General features: G+C 71.1%; 20 protein-coding genes. 6 read left to right on the forward strand and 14 right to left on the reverse strand.

Annotated features, from left to right (window positions below):
* Positions 1-307 precede the first annotated feature (307 nt).
* Positions 308-1,783 (reverse strand): hypothetical protein, encoded by a 1,476-nt coding sequence (locus tag ACF09C_RS16290; protein WP_392092118.1) that lies wholly within the window; start codon positions 1,781-1,783, stop codon positions 308-310.
* 416 nt (positions 1,784-2,199) lie between these two features.
* On the opposite strand from ACF09C_RS16290, the gene ACF09C_RS16295 reads away from it, so the two are divergent.
* A complete protein-coding gene (locus ACF09C_RS16295) occupies positions 2,200-2,853 on the forward strand; it encodes a bifunctional DNA primase/polymerase (RefSeq protein ID WP_392092119.1) in 654 nt (217 codons plus the stop codon).
* A 72-nt stretch (positions 2,854-2,925) separates the two neighbouring features.
* Here the strand turns inward: ACF09C_RS16295 and ftsY are convergent, their stop codons facing one another.
* Positions 2,926-4,158, reverse strand: a complete 1,233-nt coding sequence (gene ftsY, locus ACF09C_RS16300) for a signal recognition particle-docking protein FtsY (RefSeq protein ID WP_392092120.1) — start codon at positions 4,156-4,158, stop codon at positions 2,926-2,928.
* Between the two features lie 85 nt (positions 4,159-4,243).
* Between ftsY and ACF09C_RS16305 the strand changes: the two genes are divergently transcribed.
* Positions 4,244-5,728 (forward strand): cytosine permease, encoded by a 1,485-nt coding sequence (locus ACF09C_RS16305; protein WP_392092121.1) that lies wholly within the window; start codon positions 4,244-4,246, stop codon positions 5,726-5,728.
* A 78-nt stretch (positions 5,729-5,806) separates the two neighbouring features.
* Positions 5,807-6,784, forward strand: coding sequence for an LLM class flavin-dependent oxidoreductase (locus ACF09C_RS16310; RefSeq protein ID WP_392092122.1), 978 nt, complete (start codon positions 5,807-5,809; stop codon positions 6,782-6,784).
* 46 nt (positions 6,785-6,830) lie between these two features.
* Here the strand turns inward: ACF09C_RS16310 and ACF09C_RS16315 are convergent, their stop codons facing one another.
* The 4 genes from ACF09C_RS16315 to ACF09C_RS16330 form a co-directional block, all read right to left on the reverse strand.
* Entirely contained in the window at positions 6,831-8,264 is a 1,434-nt protein-coding gene (locus ACF09C_RS16315; protein ID WP_392092123.1) for a sugar porter family MFS transporter, read from the reverse strand.
* A 217-nt stretch (positions 8,265-8,481) separates the two neighbouring features.
* Positions 8,482-12,042: a chromosome segregation protein SMC gene (gene smc, locus ACF09C_RS16320; RefSeq protein ID WP_392092124.1), complete on the reverse strand. Its 3,561-nt coding sequence runs from the start codon at positions 12,040-12,042 to the stop codon at positions 8,482-8,484.
* Positions 12,043-12,263: 221 nt separating this feature from the next.
* Positions 12,264-12,479, reverse strand: coding sequence for a hypothetical protein (locus tag ACF09C_RS16325; RefSeq protein WP_352190317.1), 216 nt, complete (start codon positions 12,477-12,479; stop codon positions 12,264-12,266).
* Between the two features lie 393 nt (positions 12,480-12,872).
* On the reverse strand, positions 12,873-13,154 hold the full coding sequence (locus ACF09C_RS16330; protein WP_392092125.1) for an acylphosphatase: 282 nt from the start codon (positions 13,152-13,154) through the stop codon (positions 12,873-12,875).
* Positions 13,155-13,323: 169 nt separating this feature from the next.
* Between ACF09C_RS16330 and ACF09C_RS16335 the strand changes: the two genes are divergently transcribed.
* The 3 genes from ACF09C_RS16335 to ACF09C_RS16345 all read left to right on the forward strand — a co-directional run bounded on the left by ACF09C_RS16335 (position 13,324) and on the right by ACF09C_RS16345 (position 15,040).
* Positions 13,324-14,160: a CAP domain-containing protein gene (locus ACF09C_RS16335; protein WP_392092126.1), complete on the forward strand. Its 837-nt coding sequence runs from the start codon at positions 13,324-13,326 to the stop codon at positions 14,158-14,160.
* A 127-nt stretch (positions 14,161-14,287) separates the two neighbouring features.
* Positions 14,288-14,572 (forward strand): hypothetical protein, encoded by a 285-nt coding sequence (locus ACF09C_RS16340; protein ID WP_392092127.1) that lies wholly within the window; start codon positions 14,288-14,290, stop codon positions 14,570-14,572.
* 66 nt (positions 14,573-14,638) lie between these two features.
* Complete coding sequence (locus ACF09C_RS16345; RefSeq protein ID WP_392092128.1) at positions 14,639-15,040, forward strand: winged helix-turn-helix transcriptional regulator; 402 nt, start codon at positions 14,639-14,641, stop codon at positions 15,038-15,040.
* Here ACF09C_RS16345 and mutM read toward each other — a convergent pair.
* From mutM to recG, 8 genes are all read right to left on the reverse strand, one after another.
* Positions 15,030-15,890 carry a bifunctional DNA-formamidopyrimidine glycosylase/DNA-(apurinic or apyrimidinic site) lyase gene (gene mutM / locus ACF09C_RS16350; RefSeq protein WP_392092129.1) on the reverse strand — a complete coding sequence of 287 codons (861 nt, stop codon included), beginning with the start codon at positions 15,888-15,890 and terminating at the stop codon, positions 15,030-15,032. The genes ACF09C_RS16345 and mutM overlap by 11 nt on opposite strands.
* 123 nt (positions 15,891-16,013) lie before the next feature.
* Positions 16,014-16,844 carry a ribonuclease III gene (gene rnc / locus ACF09C_RS16355; RefSeq protein ID WP_392092130.1) on the reverse strand — a complete coding sequence of 277 codons (831 nt, stop codon included), beginning with the start codon at positions 16,842-16,844 and terminating at the stop codon, positions 16,014-16,016.
* 19 nt (positions 16,845-16,863) lie between these two features.
* Positions 16,864-17,037: a 50S ribosomal protein L32 gene (gene rpmF, locus ACF09C_RS16360; protein ID WP_015036448.1), complete on the reverse strand. Its 174-nt coding sequence runs from the start codon at positions 17,035-17,037 to the stop codon at positions 16,864-16,866.
* 2 nt (positions 17,038-17,039) lie between these two features.
* Positions 17,040-17,645 carry a YceD family protein gene (locus tag ACF09C_RS16365; protein ID WP_392092131.1) on the reverse strand — a complete coding sequence of 202 codons (606 nt, stop codon included), beginning with the start codon at positions 17,643-17,645 and terminating at the stop codon, positions 17,040-17,042.
* 184 nt (positions 17,646-17,829) lie between these two features.
* Positions 17,830-18,885, reverse strand: a complete 1,056-nt coding sequence (locus ACF09C_RS16370) for an ATP synthase F0 subunit B (RefSeq protein ID WP_392092132.1) — start codon at positions 18,883-18,885, stop codon at positions 17,830-17,832.
* A 110-nt stretch (positions 18,886-18,995) separates the two neighbouring features.
* Positions 18,996-19,487: a pantetheine-phosphate adenylyltransferase gene (gene coaD / locus ACF09C_RS16375; RefSeq protein ID WP_392092400.1), complete on the reverse strand. Its 492-nt coding sequence runs from the start codon at positions 19,485-19,487 to the stop codon at positions 18,996-18,998.
* A gap of 26 nt (positions 19,488-19,513) precedes the next feature.
* The gene (gene rsmD, locus ACF09C_RS16380) at positions 19,514-20,098 is read right to left on the reverse strand and encodes a 16S rRNA (guanine(966)-N(2))-methyltransferase RsmD (protein WP_392092133.1); all 585 of its coding nucleotides are present in this window, start codon (positions 20,096-20,098) and stop codon (positions 19,514-19,516) included.
* 72 nt (positions 20,099-20,170) lie between these two features.
* A complete protein-coding gene (gene recG, locus ACF09C_RS16385; RefSeq protein WP_392092134.1) occupies positions 20,171-22,390 on the reverse strand; it encodes an ATP-dependent DNA helicase RecG in 2,220 nt (739 codons plus the stop codon).
* Positions 22,391-22,506: the final 116 nt, after the last annotated feature.

Consider the following 22,506-nt stretch of genomic DNA (forward strand, 5'->3'; position numbering starts at 1 on the left):
CGATGTTTCGCCGCAGTGACGAAGGGGTGGGACGTGTTACGCGACTGTGAACGTCCGGGTCACGGACGTGTAACGCGCCTACCGCCCCAAGACCGCAACCATCGCTTGAGTTACCACTGCGGAGATCAGCCACATCCGCGAGAGCGGCGCCGGTTTAGGCGCAAGAAGGGGACCGGCCGCGACAGCCGTCCCTGGTGTCCTGGCGGCGGGGGAGCCGAGTCGGGCAGTACGGGAACGGTGTCGCGGCCGGAGTGTGCGGGGCCCTGGTACGGGCCGGCGGGCGGGACGGGCTCGGCCGTCCGTCGGGTCAGACGGCCTCGGCCGTCTCGGGGAGCAGGGCCGTGAGCCGGTCGGTGAGCTGGACGACCTCGGCGACGTCGCGGAAGTCGCGGGCTGCGGTGTCGACGGTCTTGCGCAGCCTGGTGTTGACCCGCTCGGAGCGGACGCTCCTGGCGACGCCGAGCGCCTTCTCCACCAGGACGGCCGACTGCTCGGGCTCGCGCTTGAGGAGGTGGACGGTGGCCATGCCGATGAGGTTGAGCGCGTACGACCGCTGGTGCTCGGTGTCCTTCTCGAAGAGCTGGACGGCCCGCTCCATGACGGGCTCGGCGAGCGAGGCGTAGGTCGGGGAGCGTCCGGCGACATAGGCCAGGTCGCGGTAGGAGTGCGAGTTCTCGCCGTTGAGTTCGGCCTCGGAGAAGAAGCGGATCCAGTCGGGCTCGGGCTCGCCGTCGAGGCCGACGTCGGCGAAGGTGTCCTCGGCCATCCGGACGGCTCGCTTGCACTTGGAGGGCTGGCCCATGTTGGCGTAGGCGCGGGCCTCCATCGCATACAGCATGGCCTGGGTGCGCGGGGTGGCGCAGTCGCGACTGCCGTACTGGGCGAGGTGGATGAGTTCGAGGGCGTCGTCGGGCCGGCCGAGGTGGATCATCTGCCGGCTCATGGAGGAGAGGATGTACGAGCCGAGCGGCTTGTCCCCGGCCTCCTTCGCGGCGTGCAGGGCGAGCACGAAGTACTTCTGGGCGGTGGGCTGCAGGCCCACGTCGTAGCTCATCCACCCGGCCAGTTCGGCCAGTTCGGCCGCGCACCGGAAGAGGCGCCGGCTGGTGGCGGCCGGCTGCGGTTCCTGGAGGAGGTCGGTGACCTCGTGGAGCTGGCCGACGACTGCCTTGCGGCGCAGCCCGCCGCCGCACTGGGCGTCCCACTGGCGGAACATCGCCGTGGTGGATTCGAGGAGGTCGAGCTCCATCGCGGAGAGCTTGCCGGGGCGGTGGCCGGTGGGGATCGGCTCGGGCGGTCCCGGCTCGCCGGGCGGGGTCGGGACGAGCCAGCGCTGCATCGGCTCGATGAGGGAGGGTCCGGCGGCGAGCGCGAGAGAGGTGCCGAGGAAGCCGCGGCGGGCGAGCATGAGGTCGCTGCGGGAGAACTCGCTGAGCAGGGCGACGGTCTGGGGACCGGCCCAGGGCAGGTCGACCCCGGAGACGGACGGCGCCTGGTGCGCGGTGCGCAGCCCGATGTCCTCGACGGCGACGACCGAGCCGAACCGCTCGGAGAACAGCTCGGAGAGGATCCGGGGGATCGGCTCGCGCGGCTGCTCGCCGTCGAGCCAGCGGCGCACGCGCGAGGTGTCCGTGGAGATGTGGTGCGCGCCCATCTGGCGCGCCCTGCGGTTCACTTGGCGCGCCAGTTCGCCCTTCGACCAGCCGCTCCGCACGAACCACGAGCTCAGCTGCTCGTTCGGGCGCTTGCCGGCAGTCGTACCGTCTGCGCCGTTGCCGCCCACAGGAACGCCCCCATCCAGGTCGAGACTCTGTTGCGCGAACCCCTAACAGAATGCCGTGTCTTGCGGCGTCCGTCCGGAGCTTCTACTCCTTCGAACGGGAAAGCGGGTTGCCTCCGGCATACCCGCGTGCGCAAGGACTCAGGGGTTCGAGCACCGAAAGTAATCCTACGATCACCCCTCTCGCGAGGCGGTTTCAAGAAACGCCACCATTCGCCACCCCTTCGAATGAACTCGCTCGGCACGGAACGCGATTCACTTGACATGCGACGAACCAGGGTCGGCGGACCGGAGCGCCAGCAGGCGCGCGCCACGGACCGCACCACCTCGCCCGCCTCCGCACGCCACCCCCGGCGACGGAGCGTGACGGTGGCGATCCGGGTCGTAACCACCGGCGCGTCCGACCCGTTGGAGGGGGCATGGGCTTCACGATCGGCGGCATTCGTGAGATGCGGACGGGCTCACGCCGCCGCGTCCGCACCACTGAGTGCACAGCGGTGGCCGAGTACACCGGACTGTGGGGCTGGGACGTCGTTCCCGGCGCGCGGGCCGTCTCCGGCCAGTGTTCCTGCGGGGACGCGTCCTGTACGGCCCCGGGGGCGCATCCCCTCTCCTTCGCCGAGCCGGTCCCGGCCGGCGCGGGCCTCGACGACGCGACCAAGGCGTGGGCCCGCTACCCGGGCGCGGCGCTGCTGCTGCCGGTGGGCCGGTCGTTCGACGTGATCGAGGTCGCCGAGCCGGCGGGGCGGCGGGCGCTGATCCGCCTGGAGCGCATGGGCCTGCCGCTGGGCCCGGTCTGCGCGACGCCCACGGGACGGGCCCAGTTCTTCGTGGCGCCCGGCGCGGCGGCGGAGCTGCCGCAGCTGCTCTACCGGATGGGCTGGGACGACGCGGACCTGGACCTGCGGGGCCTGGGTCCTGGCGAGCACCTGACGGCGCCGCCCTCGGACCTCGGCGGCCTCGGCCCGGTCCGCTGGCTGCGCCCGCCGACGCTGGACACGGCGGGAGCGCCGCCGCAGGCGCGGCTGCTGCTCGGCACGCTGGCGTACATCTGCCACCGCACACACTTCTAGTCGGGCCCGCAGTCGCGAAGGGGCCCCGGGGTGCTGAACACCCCGGGGCCCCGACGCGTACCGCGGGCCGCTCTAGGCCCCGTCCCCGATGAGGGCGTCGACGAAGGCGCCCGGCTCGAAGGGGGCCAGGTCGTCCGGGCCCTCGCCCAGGCCGACGAGCTTGACCGGGACACCCAGCTCGCGCTGGACGGCGATGACGATGCCGCCCTTGGCGGTGCCGTCGAGCTTGGTGAGCACGATGCCGGTGATGTCCACGACCTCGGCGAAGACACGCGCCTGGACCAGGCCGTTCTGGCCGGTGGTGGCGTCGAGGACGAGCAGGACCTCGTCGAGCGGGCCGTGCTTCTCGACGACCCGCTTGACCTTGCCCAGCTCGTCCATCAGACCGGTCTTGGTGTGCAGTCGGCCGGCGGTGTCGATGAGGACGACGTCGGCTCCCTCCGCGATGCCCTCCTTGACGGCGTCGAAGGCGATCGACGCCGGGTCGCCGCCCTCGGGGCCGCGGACAGTGCGGGCGCCGACGCGCTCGCCCCAGGTCTGGAGCTGGTCGGCGGCGGCGGCACGGAAGGTGTCGGCGGCGCCGAGGACGACGGAGCGGCCGTCGGCGACCAGGACGCGGGCGAGCTTGCCCGTGGTCGTGGTCTTGCCGGTGCCGTTGACGCCGACGACCATGACGACGCCCGGGGTGCCGGGGTCGCTCTCGGTCTTCACGGAGCGGTCGAAGTCGGGGCCGAGGAGGGTGACGAGCTCCTCGCGCAGCAGGCCGCGCAGCTCGTCGGGGGTACGGGTGCCGAGCACCCGGACGCGCTCGCGCAGCCGCTCGACCAGTTCCTGGGTCGGGGCGACGCCGACGTCGGCGGTGAGCAGGGTCTCCTCGATCTCCTCCCAGGTGTCCTCGTCGAGGTTGTCCCGCGACAGCAGCGCGAGGAGCCCCTTGCCGAGGGAGTTCTGGGAGCGGGCGAGGCGGGCGCGGAGCCGGACGAGACGGCCCGCGGTCGGCTCGGGGATCTCGATCTCGGGCGCGGGCGCCTCGGCGACGACCGGGTCCTCGACGGCGGCGGGGGCCTCGACGGCCTCCTCCGCGGTCGGGAGGTCGACCTCCTCGATGGTGCGGCGTGGTTCTTCCCGCGGTGTCTCCGCCTCCTCGCCGACGTGCGGCTCGGCGGGCGGAGCGGTGATGGTCGGCGTGGTGGACGGTGCCTCGGGCGGTGGCAGCTGCTTCTTCTTGCGGCCGCTGATCACGAGCCCGCTGGTCACGGCGACGGCGACGACCAGGGCGATGACTACAGCAAGAATGAGTTCCATAACGGGTCCAGTATCGGCCACGAACGGACCGTAGGAGGAGCACGTACGCTGTGTGGGTCCCCCACACCCCGCACGGAGTACCGCCATGCCCCCTGCCCCCGAAACCGCCGCGGATTCCCCCGTGGAAGCCGAAAGCGCAGTCGAGACGCGCGGTCTCGAACCCGTCCCCGACGCCGAGCGCTCCGGCCGCGTCCGCGAGCTGTTCCCGACCTGGGTGGCCGCCAACATCAGTGTGCTTCTTCTCACGATGGGCGCCGGGCTGATCGTCTTCAACGGCCTGAACTTCTGGCAGGTGCTCGTCGTCGCGACGGCCGCGCCGATCCTCTCGTACGGGATCGTCGGCCTGATATCGATCGCGGGGAAGCGCGGCGGCTCCCCCGGCATGGCGCTGTCGCGGGCCGTGTTCGGCCAGCGCGGCAACCTCTTCCCCGGCTCGCTGATCTGGGTGGCCCGCTGGGGCTGGGAGACGATCAACGCGGTCACCGGCGCGTACGCCGTCCTCACCGTGCTCGACCTGCTCTTCGGGATCGAGTCGAACACCGCGCTGATCGTCATCACGCTGCTGCTCTTCGTCGCCTGTACCTTCCTGGTGTCCGGGCTCGGCATCAACGCGCTGCGGGTGTGCAGCACGTGGTCGACGTATCTCTTCGGCGCGTTCTCGGTGCTCGTGCTCGTCTATCTGGTCGCGAACACCGACTGGTCGGCGGTCTTCGACAAGCCGGCCGGTTCGACGGCGATGATGATCGCGGGCATCGGCACGATCGCGGCGGGCGGCATCAGCTGGGTGCCCTCCGGCCCGGACTTCACCCGCTATCTGCCGCGCACCGCCTCCTCGAAGGCGATGGTCGGCACCACGGTCGGCGGTGCCGGGATCGTCGTGCTGCCGATGGTCCTGATGGGCGCGGTGATGGCGGTGGCGACCCCGGACCTGGCCTCGGCGCAGGACCCGGTCTCGTTCATCGGCGAGCTGCTGCCTGCCTGGATCTCGGTGCCGTACCTGCTGATCGCGCTGATCGGGATGCTGCTGATCAACTCGATGTCGATGTACTCGGCGGGGTTCACCGCGCAGACGCTCGGCATCAAGGTCTCGCGTGCGGCGGCGGTCAGTGTGAACGCCGTGATCAGCCTGGTCTTCGGCTTCCTGCTGATGGTGGTGGCGACCAGCTTCATCGGCTCGTTCATCTCCTTCCTGACGCTGCTCGCGGTGGCGTTCTCGGCGTGGATCGGAGTCTTCGGCGTCGACATGCTGCGCCGCCGCTCGTACGACGGCGAGGCGCTCATGGACACGGGCCGGACCAGCGCGTACTGGTACCGGGGCGGTTACGCCTGGCAGGCCATGACCGCGTGGGCGGTGGCGCTCGTCGTGGGGCTGCTGTTCACGAAGGTCGACTGGTTCTCCGGTCCGCTCGCCGCGTCCTGGGTCGGCGAGAACGGACTCGGCTGGGCGGCGACGATCGTGGTCGCGGGCGTGCTGTACGCGGTGCTGCCGAGGGACCGGCGCGACCGGGCGCGGGTCGCCGCGGAGCCGGCCGAGGCGCCCGCCGAGGCCAGCGCGTCGGTTTCCGTCTGACCCGGACCGTTCTCATCTGACGCCACGTCAGATACCGTCCCCCTTCGCCGGCATCCCACGCGCGGAGGGGGACTTCCCATGCCCTTCACAGTCGTACGGTTCAACCTCGTCGATCCGCACGCGACCCCCACGTCCCTCTCGGAGCGCTACCGGGCCGCCCTCGCCATGGCCGCCTACGCCGACGAGCACGGCGTGGACACCGTCCAGACCGAGGAGCACCACGGCGCGGCCAACAACTGGCTGCCCTCCCCCTTCGCCTTCGCGGGCGCGGTCTTCGGCGCAACGAGGAGGATCGCGGTCACCGTCTCAGCGATCATCGGGCCGCTGCACGACCCGCTGCGGCTCGCGGAGGAGATCGCCGTCCTCGACCTGCTGAGCGGCGGCCGTCTGGTGACGGTCGCGGGCATCGGCTACCGGCCGGAGGAGTACGAGGAGCGCGGGGTCGACTGGGGCCGCCGGGGCAAGCTCCAGGACCTGCTCCTGGAGACCCTGCTCAAGGCGTGGTCCGGCGAGCCCTTCACGTACGAGGGCCGTACGGTACGGGTCACCCCGCGGCCCTTCACCCAGCCGCATCCGCTGCTGCTCGTGGGCGGCTCGTCGAAGGCGGCGGCGCGGCGCGCGGCCCGCCTCGGACTGCCGCTCTTCCCCAGCGCGCACCTGCCGGAGCTGGAGACGTACTACCGGGAGCGGTGCACGGAGTACGGCACGGAGGGCTGGACGATGATGCCGGCCGAGAAGACCCCGCTGCTGCACGTCGCGGAGGACCCGGACCGGACGTGGGAGCTGTACGGGGAGCACTTCCTGCACGAGGCGCGGACGTACGCGTCCTGGCAGTCGAAGGACATCACCTCCGCGGTGCGCTCGGCGGCGACGACGGTGGCCGAGCTGCGCGCCGAGGGGGTCTACCGGATCGTCACGCCCGAGGAGTGCGTGGCGCTCGGGCAGGAGCTGGAGAGCCTGGTGCTCCATCCGCTCTGCGGCGGGATGCCGGTCGAGGAGGGGTGGCGGTCACTGCGGCTGCTCGGGGAGACGGTGCTGCCCCGGCTCAAGGCATAGGGCCCTGGCCGGGGCAGTCCCGGTGCGAGGAGGGGGGCAGCGGGGTTTAGCCCATCTCCTCCAACGCCTTGCCCTTGGTCTCCTTCACGTACCTGAGCACGAAGGGGATGGAGAGCACGGCGAAGACCGTGTAGATGACGTACGTGCCCGAGAGGTTCCAGTCCGCCAGGGACGGGAAGCTCGCGGTGATGGCCCAGTTGGCGATCCACTGCGCGGAGGCGGCGACGCCGAGGGCGGCGGCTCGGATCCGGTTGGGGAACATCTCGCCGAGGAAGACCCAGACCACCACGCCCCAGGAGAGGGCGAAGAAGAGCACGAAGACATGGGCGGCGACGAGCGCCACGACGCCCTGGGTGTTGGGGAGCTTGCCGTCGACGAGGTCGGCGGAGAAGGCCCAGGCCTCGAAGGCGAGGGCGATCGCCATGCCGACGGAGCCGACGAGCGCGAGCGGCTTGCGGCCCACCCGGTCGACCAGGACCATCGCGATGACCGTGCCGATGATGTTGATGATCGACGTCGTGAACGAGTAGAAGAACGAGCTGGTGGGGTCGATGCCGACCGACTGCCAGAGCGTCGAGGAGTAGTAGAACGCGACGTTGATGCCGACGAGCTGCTGAAAGACCGAGAGTCCGATGCCGACCCAGACGATGGGCAGCAGCTTGAACCGGGTGCCGGCCTGGAGCAGGTCCTTGAAGGTGGACTTGTGCTCGCTGCGCATCGCCTGCTCGATCTCGGCGACGCGGTGGTCGAGGTTCACCCCGTGGCCCTCGACCTCGGAGAGCACCTCCTTCGCCCGGTCGGTCTTGCCGACCGAGATGAGGAAGCGGGGCGATTCCGGGATCGCGAAGGAGAGCAGGCCGTAGAGCAGGGCGGGGACGACCATCACGCCGAGCATCCACTGCCAGGCTTCGAGGCCGCCGATCTCGCCGCGCTGGTCGCCGTCGGCGAGCTGCAGGATGCCGTAGTTGACCAGCTGGGAGATGGCGATGCCGATGACGATGGCGGCCTGCTGGAAGGAGCCGAGGCGACCGCGGTAGGCGGCGGGGGCGACCTCGGCGATGTACGCCGGGCCGATGACGGAGGCCATGCCGATGGCGAAGCCGCCGACGATCCGCCAGAGGGCGAGGTCCCAGAGGGCGAAGGGCAGGGCGGAACCCACGGCGCTGACGGCGAAGAGCACGGCGGCGATCTGCATGCAGCGGATGCGGCCGATGCGGTCGGCGATCCGGCCCGCGGTCGCGGCGCCGATGGCGCAGCCGATCAGGGCGATGGCGATGACCTGGGCCAGGGTGCCGGAGCCGATGTCGTAGCGGTCCCGGATGGCCTCGACGGCACCGTTGATGACGGCGCTGTCGTAGCCGAAGAGGAATCCGCCCATCGCGGCCGAGGCCGTGATGAAGATGACGTGGCCGAGGTGGTCCGGGTGGGCGGCCCGGCCTTCGGACGGCGGCGGCGTGGGCGCCTGCGCGGTGTGGGGCACATGGACTCCTAGGCTCCGGCGGCGTCGCCGGGGCGTGGGGGGCGAGCCCTTCCAGTGGCGCACAACATCACGCCGCCCACCACGTGAAGGTAAAAGCAACGTTGCAGAGACTATGCCTTCAAGTTTCGAAGTCAATACCTGATGTCGTATGACTTAAAACAAACCCTCTGGTCCGATGCGTTCAAGACTTGAAGTTGATGGGGTGGGTCTGTGGGGATCACCGCAGCCGCTGGCTGATGACCTTCGAGACGCCGTCGCCCTGCATGGAGACGCCGTACAGCGCGTCCGCGACCTCCATCGTCCGCTTCTGGTGCGTGATCACGATCAGCTGCGAGGACTCCTGGAGCTCCTGCATGATCCGGATCAGCCGCTGGAGGTTGGTGTCGTCGAGCGCAGCCTCGACCTCGTCCATCACGTAGAACGGGCTGGGGCGGGCCTTGAAGATGGAGACCAGCATCGCCACGGCGGTCAGCGAACGCTCACCGCCGGAGAGCAGCGAGAGCCGCTTGACCTTCTTGCCCGGCGGGCGGGCCTCCACGTCGACTCCGGTGGTGAGCATGTTGTCGGGGTCGGTCAGGATCAGCCGGCCCTCGCCGCCGGGGAAGAGGCGGGAGAACACGCCCTCGAACTCGCGGGCGGTGTCCCGGTACGCCTCGGTGAAGACCTGCTCGACCCGGATGTCGACCTCCTTCACGACCTGAAGGAGGTCGGCCCGGGTCTTCTTGAGGTCCTCCAGCTGCTCGGAGAGGAACTGGTGCCGCTCCTCGAGCGCCGCGAACTCCTCGAGGGCCAGCGGGTTCACCTTTCCGAGCTGCTGGTACGCCCGCTCGGCGGCCTTGAGCCGCTTCTCCTGCTCCGAACGGACGAACGGCCGCGGCTGGTTGCGCGGGTGCTCGGGGTCCTCCGGCAGCTCCTCGCCCTCGGCGGGCGGCGACGGCGGTACCGGCTGGTGGGGGCCGTACTCGGAGACGAGACCGGCCGGCTCGACGCCCAGCTCCTCCAGGGCCTTGGTCTCCAACTGCTCGATCCGCATCCGCTTCTCGGCACCGAGGACCTCGCCCCGGTGCACCGAGTCGGTGAGCTTGTCCAGCTCGGCCTTCAGGTCGCGTCCCCGGGTGCGGGCGGCGGACAGGCCCCGCTCGCGCGCGCCCTTCGCGGCGTCGGCGAGGGCGCGCTCCTGCTCGGCCCGGACGAGGGAGACCTCGACATGGGCGAGGAGCTGGCGCGCACCGGCGGCCACGGCCCCGGCGACCGCCGCCTCGTGCCGCATCCGGGCCCGCCGCTGCTCGGCACGCGCGCGTGCCTCGCGTTCGGCGCGGGCTCCCCGGTCGAGGGAGTCGGCCCGCCCCGCGAGCCCCTTGACGCGTTCCTCGTGGGTACGGAGCTGGAGCCGGGCCTCCATCTCCGTCTGGCGGGCGTTGGCGCCGTCGGCGGCGAGCCGGTCGCGCACGGAGGTGTCGGGCTCCTCCTCGGCCGGGGTCTCCTCGACGACGAACAGCCGCTCGGTGAGCTCCTCGGCCTCGTACAGCGCCTTCTCCAGCGCCTCCTCGGCGCGGGCGGCGGCGGCCGCGGTCCGCTCGGCCTCGCCCGCGGCGCCCCTGGCCTGACCGGCGAGCCGGCCGAGCTGCTGGGCGACCTGTGACTTCTCGCGGTCGGCGGCCCGCCGGCGCTCGGCCAGCTCCTCGACGAGCGCGGCGGCGGTGCGGCGCGCCTCGGTGGCGTCCCGTTGCCCGGTGGCGAGCGCCTCGCAGCGCGCTTCCAGCTCCTCCAGTTCGGCGGCCGCCTCGTCCACGGACGCCTGCACTTCGAGGAGGCTGGGCGCCCCTGCGGAGCCGCCCTGCGCGTAGTGCGCGCCGAGCAGGTCGCCCTCGGCGGTGACGGCGGTGAGCCCGGGGTGGGCCCGCACCAGCTCGACGGCCTCGTCGAGCCCGTCGACCACGACGACGTCCCGGAGCAACCGGCGGACGGCGCCGATGAGTTCGGCGGGTCCGTCGACGAGCCGGGTGGCGGGGACGGCCGAGGACGTGGCGCCGGAGTCGGGCGAACCGCTCTCCTCGGTGACCCCGGTGAGCAGCAGCGCCGCGCGGCCCGCGTCCTGCTTGCGGAGCAGGCGGAGGGCCTCGGCCGCCGCGGCAGGTCCTGTGACGGCGACCGCGTCCGCAGCCGCGCCGAGCGCGGCGGCGAGCGGGACCTCGTATCCGGGGGTGACGGTGAGGAGTTCGGCGGCCGGGCCGAGCAGCCCGGTCAGGCTCTCGCGGGCGTCGAGCAGCGCCCCGGTGCCGTCCTTCCGGCGCAGGCCGAGGGAGAGTGCCTCGTGGCGGGCCCGGGTCGCGGCGCGGCTGCGGTCGGCGGCGGTGGCGGCCTCGCGGGCGGCGGTCAGCGCGGCCTCCGCCTCGGCGAGGTCGCGGCGGGCCGTCTCGTACCGCTCCCCCCGTTCGCTGTCGTCCGCGTCGAGTCCGTCGACCTCGGCCTTGAGCTGCTCGTACTCCTCCTGCGCGGCGACGGCCCTGTCCTGCGCCTCGTCCCGGGCGGCGGCGAGCCGGTCGATCTCGGCCTGGGCGGACGCGGCGCGCGAGCGGGCGGCGTTGACCTGGCCGTGCAGCCGGGCGAGCCCCTCGCGCCGGTCGGCGATGGCGCGGGCCACGTCCTTGAGCCGCCGCTCCTCGACCGCGAGTTCCCGCTCCAGGTCCGCGCGGTGGGCGACGGTGTCCTCCAGGGCGCGTTCGGCCGCTTCGAGGGCGGCCTCCAGCTCGGCCTCCTGCTCGCGGATGCGGGCGGCCTCGCGCTCCATGTCCTCCGGGTCGCGGCCCCTGCGCTCCTCCGGCGGCTGGGCGGTGGCGCTCTTCACGCGCGCGTCGGCGAGCGAGATCGTGCCCCGTACCCGCTCGGCGAGCTGGGAGAGTTCGTACCAGGTCTGCTGGGCGCGCTGGAGGCGCGGGGCGAGCCTGCGGACCTCGTCCTCCAGGTCGGCCTCCTTGGCGAGGGCGGCCTTCAGCTCGTTCTCGGCGCTCTCCTTGCGCTCCTTCAGCGCGGCCTCGTCGGCGACCTCGGTCCTCAGCGCCTCCTGGAGGCGTACGAGGTCGTCGGAGAGCAGCCGCAGGCGGGCGTCGCGCAGGTCGGCCTGGATGACGGCGGCGCGGCGGGCGACGGCCGCCTGGCGGCCGAGCGGCTTGAGCTGGCGGCGCAGTTCGTCGGTGAGGTCCTGCACGCGCGCGAGGTTGGCCTGCATCGCGTCCAGCTTCCGCAGCGCCTTCTCCTTGCGCTTGCGGTGCTTGAGGACGCCGGCGGCCTCCTCGATGAAGGCTCGGCGTCCCATCGGGTCGGCGTGCAGGACGGAGTCGAGCTGGCCCTGGCCGACGATGACGTGCATCTCGCGGCCGATGCCGGAGTCGGAGAGCAGGTCCTGGATGTCGAGCAGCCGGCAGGTGTCGCCGTTGATCTGGTACTCGCTGCTGCCGCCCCGGAACATGATCCGCGTGATGGTGACTTCGGCGTAGTCGATGGGCAGGGCGCCGTCGGAGTTGTCGATCGTCAGCGACACCTCGGCACGGCCGAGCGGCGGCCGGCCGGTCGTGCCGGCGAAGATGACGTCCTCCATCTTGCCGCCGCGCAGCGACTTGGCGCCCTGCTCGCCCATGACCCAGGACAGCGCGTCCACGACGTTGGACTTGCCGGACCCGTTCGGCCCGACGACACACGTGATTCCCGGTTCGAACCGCAGCGTGGTGGCGGAGGCGAACGACTTGAAACCGCGGAGCGTCAGGGCCTTGAGATGCACGCCCCGGGACTCTACCTGGGGTTGCGCGTTTCACCCATGAAGGTGCAGGGCACACCCTCCGGTAAGAACCGGGGGTGGGACCTGGGGGACGGACGAGAGACTCAAGAAAGAAGGGACGCCTGAGCGTCCCTTGCATATCTAGCTGTGCCAGCGAGAGTGTTTCTCACCTTGCCCCGGCACGGGGCTGACCGTCGGGGCTGACTGTCCGATGGTGCCGACCGTCAGGTGAGCGCAGGCTCCGCCTTGGGAACGTCGAGGTCGATGCTGTCGAGCAGCGACTCGCCATGCTGTGCGGCGGCAGCGTTGAGCGCGTCGTTCTCGGACTGAATCCGTACAAGCTCGGACTCGAGGTCCTGGACGCGCTGCTGAAGCCGTCGCATCTCGGCGAGGAGTCGCGGGTCGGAGCCGCCGACGTAACCGAGAAGCGCCTTTGCCATGATGGATGGTCCTCCACACTGAGTGACCGACCGAAGCGGTGTGGGTCGTGAGGGATTTCGCACCCGCGGTGCTCGGCAGTGCTTCATGTCGTGCCGGTTCGTACTGCCAAACAGCTAAGGTGCGCGGGGCTTCCAGAGTCTCACCAAAAAGTTTGACGGTCAACACGATCACGCCCTGTATCAAGGGGCGACCGGGGGGCCGCGGCCGCACAGCAGGCGGCGGCGCCTCGCAACTCGGTACCTCAGGGGCGTCGCGATCATCCTTCCGCGCGCGACTGCGCACCGCAAGCCCTTCTCGGCAACCAGCAGGTCATTTCCCCTTCGGCGACCCTTCTCCGAACGTCCGCCCGAGGGCCGCGCAGGCCATCGGACGGAGCCGTTTCGAGGGGGTCGTCAGCGGATCGCGAAACCGTCGTAGCCGCCGCGCGGAGTGCCCCATATCTCGGTGACGCCGTCGACGCGCCCGGGAGTGTCGGCGGAGCGCAGCCAGTCGAGGAGGCGGTGGCAATTCTCACTCGGCCCCTCGGCCACCACCTGGACACGGCCGTCGTCGAGGTTGAGGGCGAAGCCGACCAGACCGCCGATCTCCAGTGCGTTTGCCCTGGTGAACCAGCGGAAGCCCACTCCCTGTACTCGGCCGCGCACCCAGGCGGTCAGCCGGACGTCTTCGTTCATGACTGAACGCTAGCTGGCCAATTAATCACAGAGCACACCACCCCCTCGTGTCATGGCGTACAGTCCCGACCGAATGCGACTCACCCGTTCGGGCGCATCGCATTCGACAAGCCCGCAGAAGCAAAGATCAGCAAAGACAGCACCGCAGAAATGTCAGGGAGGAAGCGGGATGGGACGCCATCGCAGGAGGCACGGCACGCCTTTGCGCACCGGACTGCTCGGCGCCTCCGCCGCGGTCGCCGTCGGCACGGTCGCCTTCACCTCGGGCCTGCTGCCCGGCGGGGACACCCTCACCGTGGGCAGCGCGGGTTCCGGTACGGAGCAGACGCAGTCCCGGCAGGCCCCGGAGCTGACGACGCAGGGCGGCTCGTCCGCCTCTCCGACGAGCCCGTCGTCCGCGGCCGCCTCCGCGTACAAGAAGCCGGCCGCCCCGAGCACCGCCCCTTCGTCCCCCTCCGCGACCCCGTCGCCGAAGCCGAAGCCGTCGAAGACGACCGCCGCCCCGAAGCCGTCGAAGCCGGCCGCCGCGCCGTCGAAGCCGGCGAAGCCGAAGCCGGCCCCGACGACCGTGAAGCCCGCCCCGCGCACCGAGGCGCCCGCAGCGCCGGCCGCCCCGGCCCTGAGCCGCGCCGCTGCCGCCGAGGCCGAGGTCGTCCGGCTGGTCAACGACGAGCGGGCCAAGGTCGGCTGCAGCGCGGTGCGCCCGGACGCGGCGCTCGCGAAGCTCGCGGGCGACTTCAGTGCCGACATGGCCGCGCGCGGCTTCTTCGACCACACGGACCCCGACGGCGACACCCCGTGGGAGCGGGCTCGCCAGGCGGGCGTGACCGGCATGGCCGGCGAGAACATCGCCCGCGGCCAGGCCGACGCGGCGGCCGTGATGGAGTCGTGGATGAACAGCGACGGCCACCGCGCGAACATCCTGAACTGCGACTACACGACGCTCGGCGTCGGCGTGCACTTCGCCGACGGCGGCCCGTGGTGGACGCAGGACTTCGGCTTCTGAGATTTCCGCAGGTGCGTCAGGCGACCGCGCCACCAGGATGGGGCGGGCGGGGAGCCGCCGCTGAGACACTTGGTGGGGGAAGGTCGATTCGCGCAAGGTGTCCTTGGGATCGCGGAGGAGATCAGCCATGTACGCGGTGATGCGGCGTTACGAAGGGGTGACCGACTCTGCCGAGGCGGGACGTCGAGTGGACGAGGGATTCGTCCCTCTCCTCCGCCGGGTCCCCGGCTTCGTGGCCTACTACTGGGTGGATGCCGGAGAGGGAGTGATGGTCTCCACCAGCGTCTTCGAAGACCGATCCGGGGCCGAGGAGTCGATCGAGCGGGCGGCGGACTTCGTGAAGGACAACCTCGCGCCCCTGCTCCCCAACCCTCCTCAGGTCACGGCCGGCACGGTCGTGGCCGCCGGGTAGCGACCCGGGAGCGCTTTCTCCTGGTGAGCGCTGTGCGGACATACGGTGCCGGAGTACGGTGAAGCCATGACTGACGACCTCGCTGCCGACTTCGCCTTCGACGTGTTCGCCCGGGCCTGCCAGTCGCGGGGCACGCTGGAGCACGTGACCGGGCGGTGGGGCATCCTCACCCTCGGCGCGCTCCATGAGGGGTCGTTCCGCTTCAACGAGCTGCGCCGCCGGGTCGACGGGGTCAGCGAGAAGATGCTGTCGCAGACCCTGCAAGCCCTGGAGCGCGACGGGCTCGTGCACCGCGAGGCCCAGCCGACGAACCCTCCCCGGGTGGACTACACACTCACGCCGCTGGGCCAGGAGGTCGCGGAGCGCCTCGTCGGCCTCATCGAGCTGGTCGAGGGCCGGATGCCGCAGGTGATCTCGGCGCGCGAGCGGTACGACGCGGCCCGGGAGGCCGCCCGCGTCACGCCGTAGCGCGCGGCGGGCGCTGACAGCGCGGGCAGAAGTAGCTCGACCGGTTCATCCAGGGCCGTCGGCGCATCGGGGTCCCGCAGCGGCGGCACGGCTCGTCCTCGCGGCCGTAGGCGTCGAGCGAGCGGTCGAAGTAGCCCGACTCGCCGTTCACGTTCACGTACAGGCTGTCGAAGCTGGTTCCGCCCGCGGCGAGGGCCGCGTTCATGACGTCGCGGACGTGCTGGAGCAGCTCGGCCGAGCGGGGGCGGGTGAGCCCGGCGGTCGGGCGTTCGTAGTGCAGCTTGGCGCGCCAGAGCGCCTCGTCCGCGTAGATGTTGCCTACGCCGCTGATCAGGGTCTGGTCGAGCAGCGCCCGCTTGATCGTCGTACGGCGCAGGCGCAGCGCGGCCTGGAAGGCGGCGTCGTCGAACTCCGGGTCCAGCGGGTCGCGGGCGATGTGCGCGATGACGTCGGGCAGTCCGTCCGGCGTGTTCTCGTGGAGCGAGAGCCCGCCGAAGGTGCGCTGGTCGACGAAGCGCAGCTCGGTGCCGAGACCGTCCTGGAAGCGGACGCGGATGCGCAGGTGCTTCTCGTCAGGAGCGGCCTCGGGCTGGACGAGCAGCTGACCGCTCATCCCGAGGTGGCCGAGGACGGAGGCGTCGGAGTCCGCCAGCGGAATCCAGAGGTACTTGCCGCGCCGGCGCGCGGTCCCGAAGCGGTGGCCCTTGAGGCGGGCCGCGAAGTCCGCGCCGCCGGCCGGGTGCCTGCGCACGGCCCTCGGGTGCAGGACCTCGACCTCGCCCACGGTCCGCCCGTCGACCCAGCGCTCAAGACCGCGCCGTACGACCTCGACCTCGGGCAACTCGGGCACGGGACTCCTCCGGAGGGGATACGGGAACGGTGCCCGAAAAGCCTACCGCCGGGCACTGACACGAAAGCGCCCCGGGCCGGGACCCTTGTGGGGGTCCCGGCCCGGGGCGTCGAAGACGAAGGGTCAGGCGGAAGCCTCGTCGGCGGGCGTCGGCACCCCGCCGTTCTCCGGCTGCTCCGACCGCTCGGCGGCCGGAACGGCGTCGCCGGCCTCGGCCGCGGCCTTCGCCGCCGCCGCACGCTCGTCCGCCGCCGCGCGAATCGCGCGCCAGGCGGACTCCGCCGCCTGCTGTTCCGCTTCCTTCTTGCTGCGGCCGGTGCCGGTGCCGTACGAGACACCACCGACGCGGGCGGCAGCAGTGAAGGTCTTCTCGTGGTCCGGCCCCGTCTCGGTGACGAGGTACTCCGGAACACCAAGGCCCTCGGCCGCGGTGAGCTCCTGGAGACTGGTCTTCCAGTCCAGGCCGGCACCGAGGTTCGAGGACTTCTCGATCAGCGGGTCGAAGAGCCGGTGGACCAGCTCCGAGGCCGCGTCGAGGCCCTGGTCGAGATAGACCGCGCCGATCACCGCTTCAAGGGTGTCGGCGAGGATGGAGGCCTTGTCCCGGCCACCCGTGCCCTCTTCGCCCCGGCCGAGCCGGATGAAGGAGCCGAGTTCGAGGCCGCGACCGACATCCGCCAGCGCACGCGAGTTGACCACCGCGGCCCGCAGCTTGGCCAGCTGGCCTTCGGGCAGGTCGGGGTGGGTGCGGTACAGCGTGTCCGTGACCACCAGTCCGAGCACCGAGTCCCCGAGGAACTCCAGACGCTCGTTGGTGGGCAGGCCGCCGTTCTCGTACGCGTACGAGCGGTGCGTCAGCGCACGCACCAGAAGGGCGGACTCGAGCTGATACCCGAGCCGCCCTTCCAGAAGCGTGTGGGACGAGGCATTGTCCGTCTTGATGGACTCAGACATCGCGCCTCTCACCAGCCACTCAGACCGAGAGGACCTGGCGCTTGTTGTAGGTGCCGCAGCTCGGGCACGCGATGTGCTGCAGCTTCGGCTCCTGGCAACGCTCACACGAAACCAGGGTGGGGACCGCAGCCTTCCACTGCGACCGGCGGTGGCGCGTGTTGCTGCGCGACATCTTCCGCTTCGGAACAGCCACGGCTACTTCTCCTGCTTCTCGTCGACGCCAGCTTCGGCGCCGCTCATGTTGTCCTTCTCATCGGTTCCCAGCGAACCGGCGAGTCCTTGCAGTGCCGCCCAACGCATGTCGACGGCATCGTGGTGGTGGTCCGGGTTGTCGTTCAGGTTGGTTCCGCACGCGGAACACAGACCTTCGCAGTCCTCCCGGCACACCGGCTGCATCGGCAGTGCGAGCACCACCGCGTCACGCAGCACGGGTTCGAGGTCGAACATGCCGTCCTCGAGGGGGATCATGTCCTCGTCGTCCTCGGCTTCGTCGTCCGCGACCGCCTTCGAGCGGCCCCGGTCGTCGGAGTCGGGGTACGAGAACATCTCCTGGAAGTCCACGTCGAGATCAAGCTCGACGGGCTCCAGACACCTTACGCACTCCCCCTCGGCCGACGCACGGGCGGTGCCTGTGACAAGCACCCCTTCCATGACCGACTCAAGACGGAGATCGATTTCCACGGTCGCGCCTTCCGGCACGCCGACGACCCCTTCGACACCGAAGTCCTTGGGGGCCGCCACCGAACGGGAGAGCCGCTGAAGGGCACCAGGACGCCGCCCCAGCTCGTGTGTGTCGAACACGAGGGGGTTGCGGTGGTCGAGGCGCGTGCTCAGGGCTCTTCCTGCTTTCGGTTCGTGAGGGGGCTGCCGTGTTCGAATCGAGAGACGAAGCGGGCAGCAAGGATCGCGGGCATACGCGCGACCGAAGAGCCAGGATACTGGACGCTTCGCTCAGGGCCCAATCCGGACCCCGCGGCCCGCTCGCTCAGTGGCCCTGACCGTGGCCGTGGCCCTGCTCGTACTGCCGCAGCTGCTCCAGGTCGATCATGCTCGTGTCGAAGAAGCTGGTCTCGTCGAGCGCGGCGGCCTGCGGCTGGTGCTGCGGCTGCTGGTACGCGTAGGGGTCCTGGTGCTGCGCCTGCTGCTGGTACGCGTACGGGTCCTGGTGCTGCTGGTAACCGTACGGATCCGCCTGCTGCTGGTACGCGTACGGGTCCTGGTGCTGCGCCTGCTGCTGGTACGCGTACGGGTCCGGCTGCTGGGCCGGGATCTGCGGGGTCTGCTGGTGGACGGGCTGCTGCACCGGCTCCGGGTCGGCCAGCTCCGCGAGTCCGGCCAGGTAGTCCGCGTCGCTGGTGTGCACGCCGCCGCCCGCCGCGTCCTGGGCCGCCATGTGCGCGCCGAGGTCGTCCGTGGCGATCCGCCCGTGCAGCTTCTGCCGGCCGCGGCCGACGGCCTCCAGGGTCTTGGAGAGAACGGCCTCGAAGGCGCCGAGCTTGGCGTCGACGTACTCGTCGGCCCGGCTGATCAGGGTCTGCGGGTCGGCGCTGTACTCGGGGGCGTCCTCTTCGGCGTAGCCGTTCTCGTCCAGACCCGGGCCACGACCGAGGAGCTTCTCGCGGCCCCGGTCGACGGAGCCGATGGTCTTGTTGAGGACGACCTCGAAGTTGGCGAGCTTGGAGTCGACGTAGTCGTCCGCCTCCGCGCGGATCTCCTCGGCCTCCCGGCGGGCCTCGGAGAGGATCCGGTCGGCCTCGTCCTGGGACTGGCGGGCGACCTGGGTGTCGGAGATCAGGGTGCCGCGCTCGGCGTGGGCGGCCGAGATGATCCGCTCGGCCTCCTGCCGGGCCTGCTCGACCATCTGCTCGCGACCGCCGATCAGCTCCTGCGCCTGGGCCAGGGAGCCCGGCAGGGCCTCCCGTACCTCTTCGAGCATGTCGAGCAGTTCGGCGCGGTTGACCACGCAGGACGCCGACATGGGCATGGAGCGGGCGCTGGTGATCGTCGCAACGATCTCGTCGAGCTTCTTCTGCACGTCCACCGGGTGCTCGCCACTCTCTACAGCTGGATGGAGACGGACGGGACGACTGTAAGGGCAGTCGTCCCCCGTCCGACACCAGGTGACGGACCGTCAGTGACGGTCGCGCGGGGTCACTGCTGAGCGCGCCGCTCGGCCAGCCGCTGGGTGAGCCGGCCGAGGACGGCCTGCGGGACCAGGTGGGAGACGTCGCCGCCCCAGGCCGCGACCTCCTTGACCAGGGAGGACGACAGGAAGCTGTAGGTGGGGTTGGTGGGGACGAACAGGGTCTCGACGCCCGAGAGCCCGTTGTTCATCTGCGCCATCTGCAGCTCGTAGTCGAAGTCGCTGACCGCGCGCAGGCCCTTGACGATCGCGGGGATGTCGCGCTGCTTGCAGAAGTCGACCAGGAGGCCGTGGAAGGACTCGACCTCGACGTTGCCGAAGTCGGCGGTGACCTCGCGGATCAGCTCGATCCGCTCGTCGACCGTGAACAGTCCCTGCTTGGACTGGTTGATCATCACCGCGACATGTACGACGTCGTACAGCTTGGAGGCGCGGGCGATGATGTCGAGATGTCCGTTGGTGATGGGGTCGAATGACCCCGGACAGACGGCGCGGCGCAACTTGGGTCCCTCGCTCTCCGGTCCGGTCATCGTGCGTCTTCGCACGTAGAGGCGGCGCGACCGTACCAAAACGTTCCCTCGCCGTAGCGACGGGACCGCAGCGGTTCGAAACCGTCCGGCCAGCCGAATTCGCCGCCTCTGGTGCTGCGCTCCACGGTGACGACGGCATCCTCCGCGATCCAGCCCCCGGAGCGGAGTGTGAGGAGGATCTCCCGAAGATCGTCGTCCGAGACGGCGTAGGGAGGGTCGAGGAAGAGCAGGTCGTACGGCTCGGCGGGGGCCGGTCCCGTCACGATCTGCTCGGCCCTGCCGGTGCGCAGCTCGGCGCCGGGCAGGGCGAGGGCGCGGATGTTCTCCCGTACGGTCCTCGCCGCGCGCTGGTCCGCCTCGACGAGCAGGGCGTGGGAGGCGCCCCGCGAGAGGGCCTCCAGGCCGACGGCGCCCGAGCCCGCGTACAGGTCGGCGACGCGGGTCCCGGTGAGGGTGCCGAGGAGCGCCTCCCAGGTGGAGAAGAGGCCCTCGCGCGCCCTGTCGGAGGTCGGACGGGTGCCGTTGCCGGGCGGCACGGCCAGTCGGCGTCCGCCGGCGGTGCCGGCGATCACGCGGGTCATGGGAGGTCCCTGTTCCTTCTGCGGTTCTCTGGTCAGTGCCTCCACGATATGGCCGGTCGGCGCGGTGTGACGTCACCCCTTCTCCAGGAACTCCTCCCGCTCCTTGTCCAGGAGGGCGTCGAGCGCGGTGCGCAGCTCGGGGTGGTCGGAAAGGTCGGGGTCGGCGAGGACGACGGCGGTGGCCTCCTCGCGGGCGGCGGCGATGACCTCCTCGTCGTCGATGACGGTGAGCATCCGCAGCGAGGAGCGGACGCCGGACTGGGCCTGGCCGAGGACGTCGCCCTCGCGGCGCTGTTCGAGGTCGATCCGGGAGAGTTCGAAGCCGTCGAGGGTGGAGGCGACGGCGGTCAGGCGCTGACGGGCGGGGCTGGCCTCGGGCATCTCGCTGACGAGGAGGCAGAGGCCGGGGGCGGAGCCTCGGCCGACGCGGCCGCGGAGCTGGTGGAGCTGGGAGACGCCGAACCGGTCGGCGTCCATGATCACCATGGCTGTGGCGTTGGGGACGTTGACGCCGACCTCGATGACGGTGGTGGCGACCAGGACGTCGACCTCGCCGGCCGCGAAGCGGCGCATGACGTCGTCCTTGTCGTCCGGGTGCATCCGGCCGTGCAGGACCTCGACGCGCAGCCCGGTGAGCGGGCCGGAGCGGAGCTTCTCGGCGACCTCCAGGACGGCGAGCGGCGGCCGCTTCTCCGCCTCGTCCTCGGGGGACGCCTTCTGCTTCGCCTTCTTCTTCTCGTCCTCGTCGTCGCCGATGCGCGGGCAGACGACGTACGCCTGGTGGCCGTTCTCCACCTCCTCGCGCACGCGTTCCCACGCGCGCGTGAGGAAGTGCGGCTTGTCGGCGGCGGGGACGACATGGCTGGCGATCGGGGAGCGCCCGGCGGGGAGCTGGTCCAGGACGGAGGTCTCCAGGTCACCGAAGACGGTCATGGCGACCGTGCGCGGGATCGGCGTGGCGGTCATGACCAGGAGGTGCGGCGGCTGCTTCCCCTTGCCGCGCAGGGCGTCGCGCTGCTCCACGCCGAAGCGGTGCTGCTCGTCGACGACGACCAGGCCGAGGTCGTGGAACTGCACCTTGTCCTCGATCAGGGCGTGCGTGCCGATGACGATCCCGGCCTCGCCGGTGACCAGGTCGAGCAGCGCCTGGCGGCGCGCGGCGGTCCCCATGGAGCCGGTGAGCAGCACGACCTTGGTGGCGTGCTCGGCGCCGCCCAGCATCCCGCCCTCGGCCAGCTCGCCCATCATCTCGGTCACCGAACGGTGGTGCTGCTGGGCGAGGACCTCCGTCGGGGCGAGCATCGCGGCCTGTCCCCCGGCGTCGACGACGGCGAGCATGGCCCGCAGGGCCACCATCGTCTTGCCCGATCCGACCTCGCCCTGGAGGAGGCGGTGCATGGGGTGCTCGGTGGCGAGGTCGTCGAAGATCTCCTTGGAGACCTTCTTCTGGCCGTCGGTGAGGGTGAACGGCAGCTTCGCGTCGAAGGCGCCGAGAAGCCCGCCGGGGGTGGGCCTGCGGGCGACGGCGGGCAGTTGGGTGTCGGCGTACCGGCGGCGGGCGAGGGCGACCTGGAGGACGAACGCCTCGTCCCACTTGAGCCGCTCCCGGGCGTCCTCGATGTCGGCCTTCGTCCGCGGCCGGTGGACCTTCTGGAGCGCCTCGGGCAGTTCGGTGAGGCCGCGGCCCTCGCGCAGGGCGGGCGGCAGCGGATCGGCGAGACCGGCCCAGCCGGTGGCGGCGAGGGAGTCGAGCGCGATGGAGACGGACTGCTCGATGGTCCAGGACTCCAGCTGCTTGCAGGCCGGGTAGATCGGCAGCAGTTCGTTCGCGAAGGCCTTGACCGTCTCGTCGCTGCTCTCGGCGTCCAGGAGTTTGTACTCGGGGTGGGTGAGCTGGAGCTTGCGGTTGAAGACCCCGACCTTGCCGGCGAACATCCCGCGCCGGCCCGGCAGCAGCTCCTTCTGGTGGAAGTGGACGCCCCGGCCGAAGAAGACCAGCTGCATCCGGCCGCTGCCGTCGGTGATCGTGACCTCCAGGCGCTGGCCCTTGCCCCGGCCGCCCTTGTTGAAGGTCAGCACGCGGGCGTCGGCCACCTGCGCGACGACCGTGACGTGCTCGTCGAGGGGCAGGTCGGCGAGGGCGGTGAGCTCGCCGCGCTCGGCGTACCGCCGGGGGTAGTGGTGCAGGAGGTCCCCGACCGTCCGCAGGTCGAGGTGCTCGGCCATCACCTTCGCGGTGGCGGCGCCGAGCAGGTTCTTCAGGGGTTCGTCGAGCACTGGCACGCGTTCCATTGCACACCACCGCACTGACATGCGTCCCGCAGGCTGTGGAAATCTCCTGGTCACGTCGGCGCCGTGACGCCTAGGATGACGCGGCACCCTCCCCGCTCCGCGATCACCGCCCGCCG

Origin of the sequence: Streptomyces sp. NPDC014870 (assembly GCF_043081505.1) — a bacterium.
Lineage (GTDB): Bacteria > Actinomycetota > Actinomycetes > Streptomycetales > Streptomycetaceae > Streptomyces.

Coding starts and splice junctions, on each gene's coding strand:
- ACF09C_RS16305 (WP_392092121.1), top strand. CDS start 4,244: ATGCCCCCTGCCCCCGAAACCGCCGCGGATTCCCCCGTGGAAGCCGAA.
- ACF09C_RS16345 (WP_392092128.1), top strand. CDS start 14,639: ATGACTGACGACCTCGCTGCCGACTTCGCCTTCGACGTGTTCGCCCGG.
- rnc (WP_392092130.1), bottom strand. CDS start 16,844: ATGTCTGAGTCCATCAAGACGGACAATGCCTCGTCCCACACGCTTCTG.
- recG (WP_392092134.1), bottom strand. CDS start 22,390: ATGGAACGCGTGCCAGTGCTCGACGAACCCCTGAAGAACCTGCTCGGC.
- ftsY (WP_392092120.1), bottom strand. CDS start 4,158: ATGGAACTCATTCTTGCTGTAGTCATCGCCCTGGTCGTCGCCGTCGCC.
- ACF09C_RS16295 (WP_392092119.1), top strand. CDS start 2,200: ATGGGCTTCACGATCGGCGGCATTCGTGAGATGCGGACGGGCTCACGC.
- ACF09C_RS16340 (WP_392092127.1), top strand. CDS start 14,288: ATGTACGCGGTGATGCGGCGTTACGAAGGGGTGACCGACTCTGCCGAG.
- rsmD (WP_392092133.1), bottom strand. CDS start 20,098: ATGACCCGCGTGATCGCCGGCACCGCCGGCGGACGCCGACTGGCCGTG.
- ACF09C_RS16325 (WP_352190317.1), bottom strand. CDS start 12,479: ATGGCAAAGGCGCTTCTCGGTTACGTCGGCGGCTCCGACCCGCGACTC.
- ACF09C_RS16330 (WP_392092125.1), bottom strand. CDS start 13,154: ATGAACGAAGACGTCCGGCTGACCGCCTGGGTGCGCGGCCGAGTACAG.
- ACF09C_RS16335 (WP_392092126.1), top strand. CDS start 13,324: ATGGGACGCCATCGCAGGAGGCACGGCACGCCTTTGCGCACCGGACTG.
- ACF09C_RS16310 (WP_392092122.1), top strand. CDS start 5,807: ATGCCCTTCACAGTCGTACGGTTCAACCTCGTCGATCCGCACGCGACC.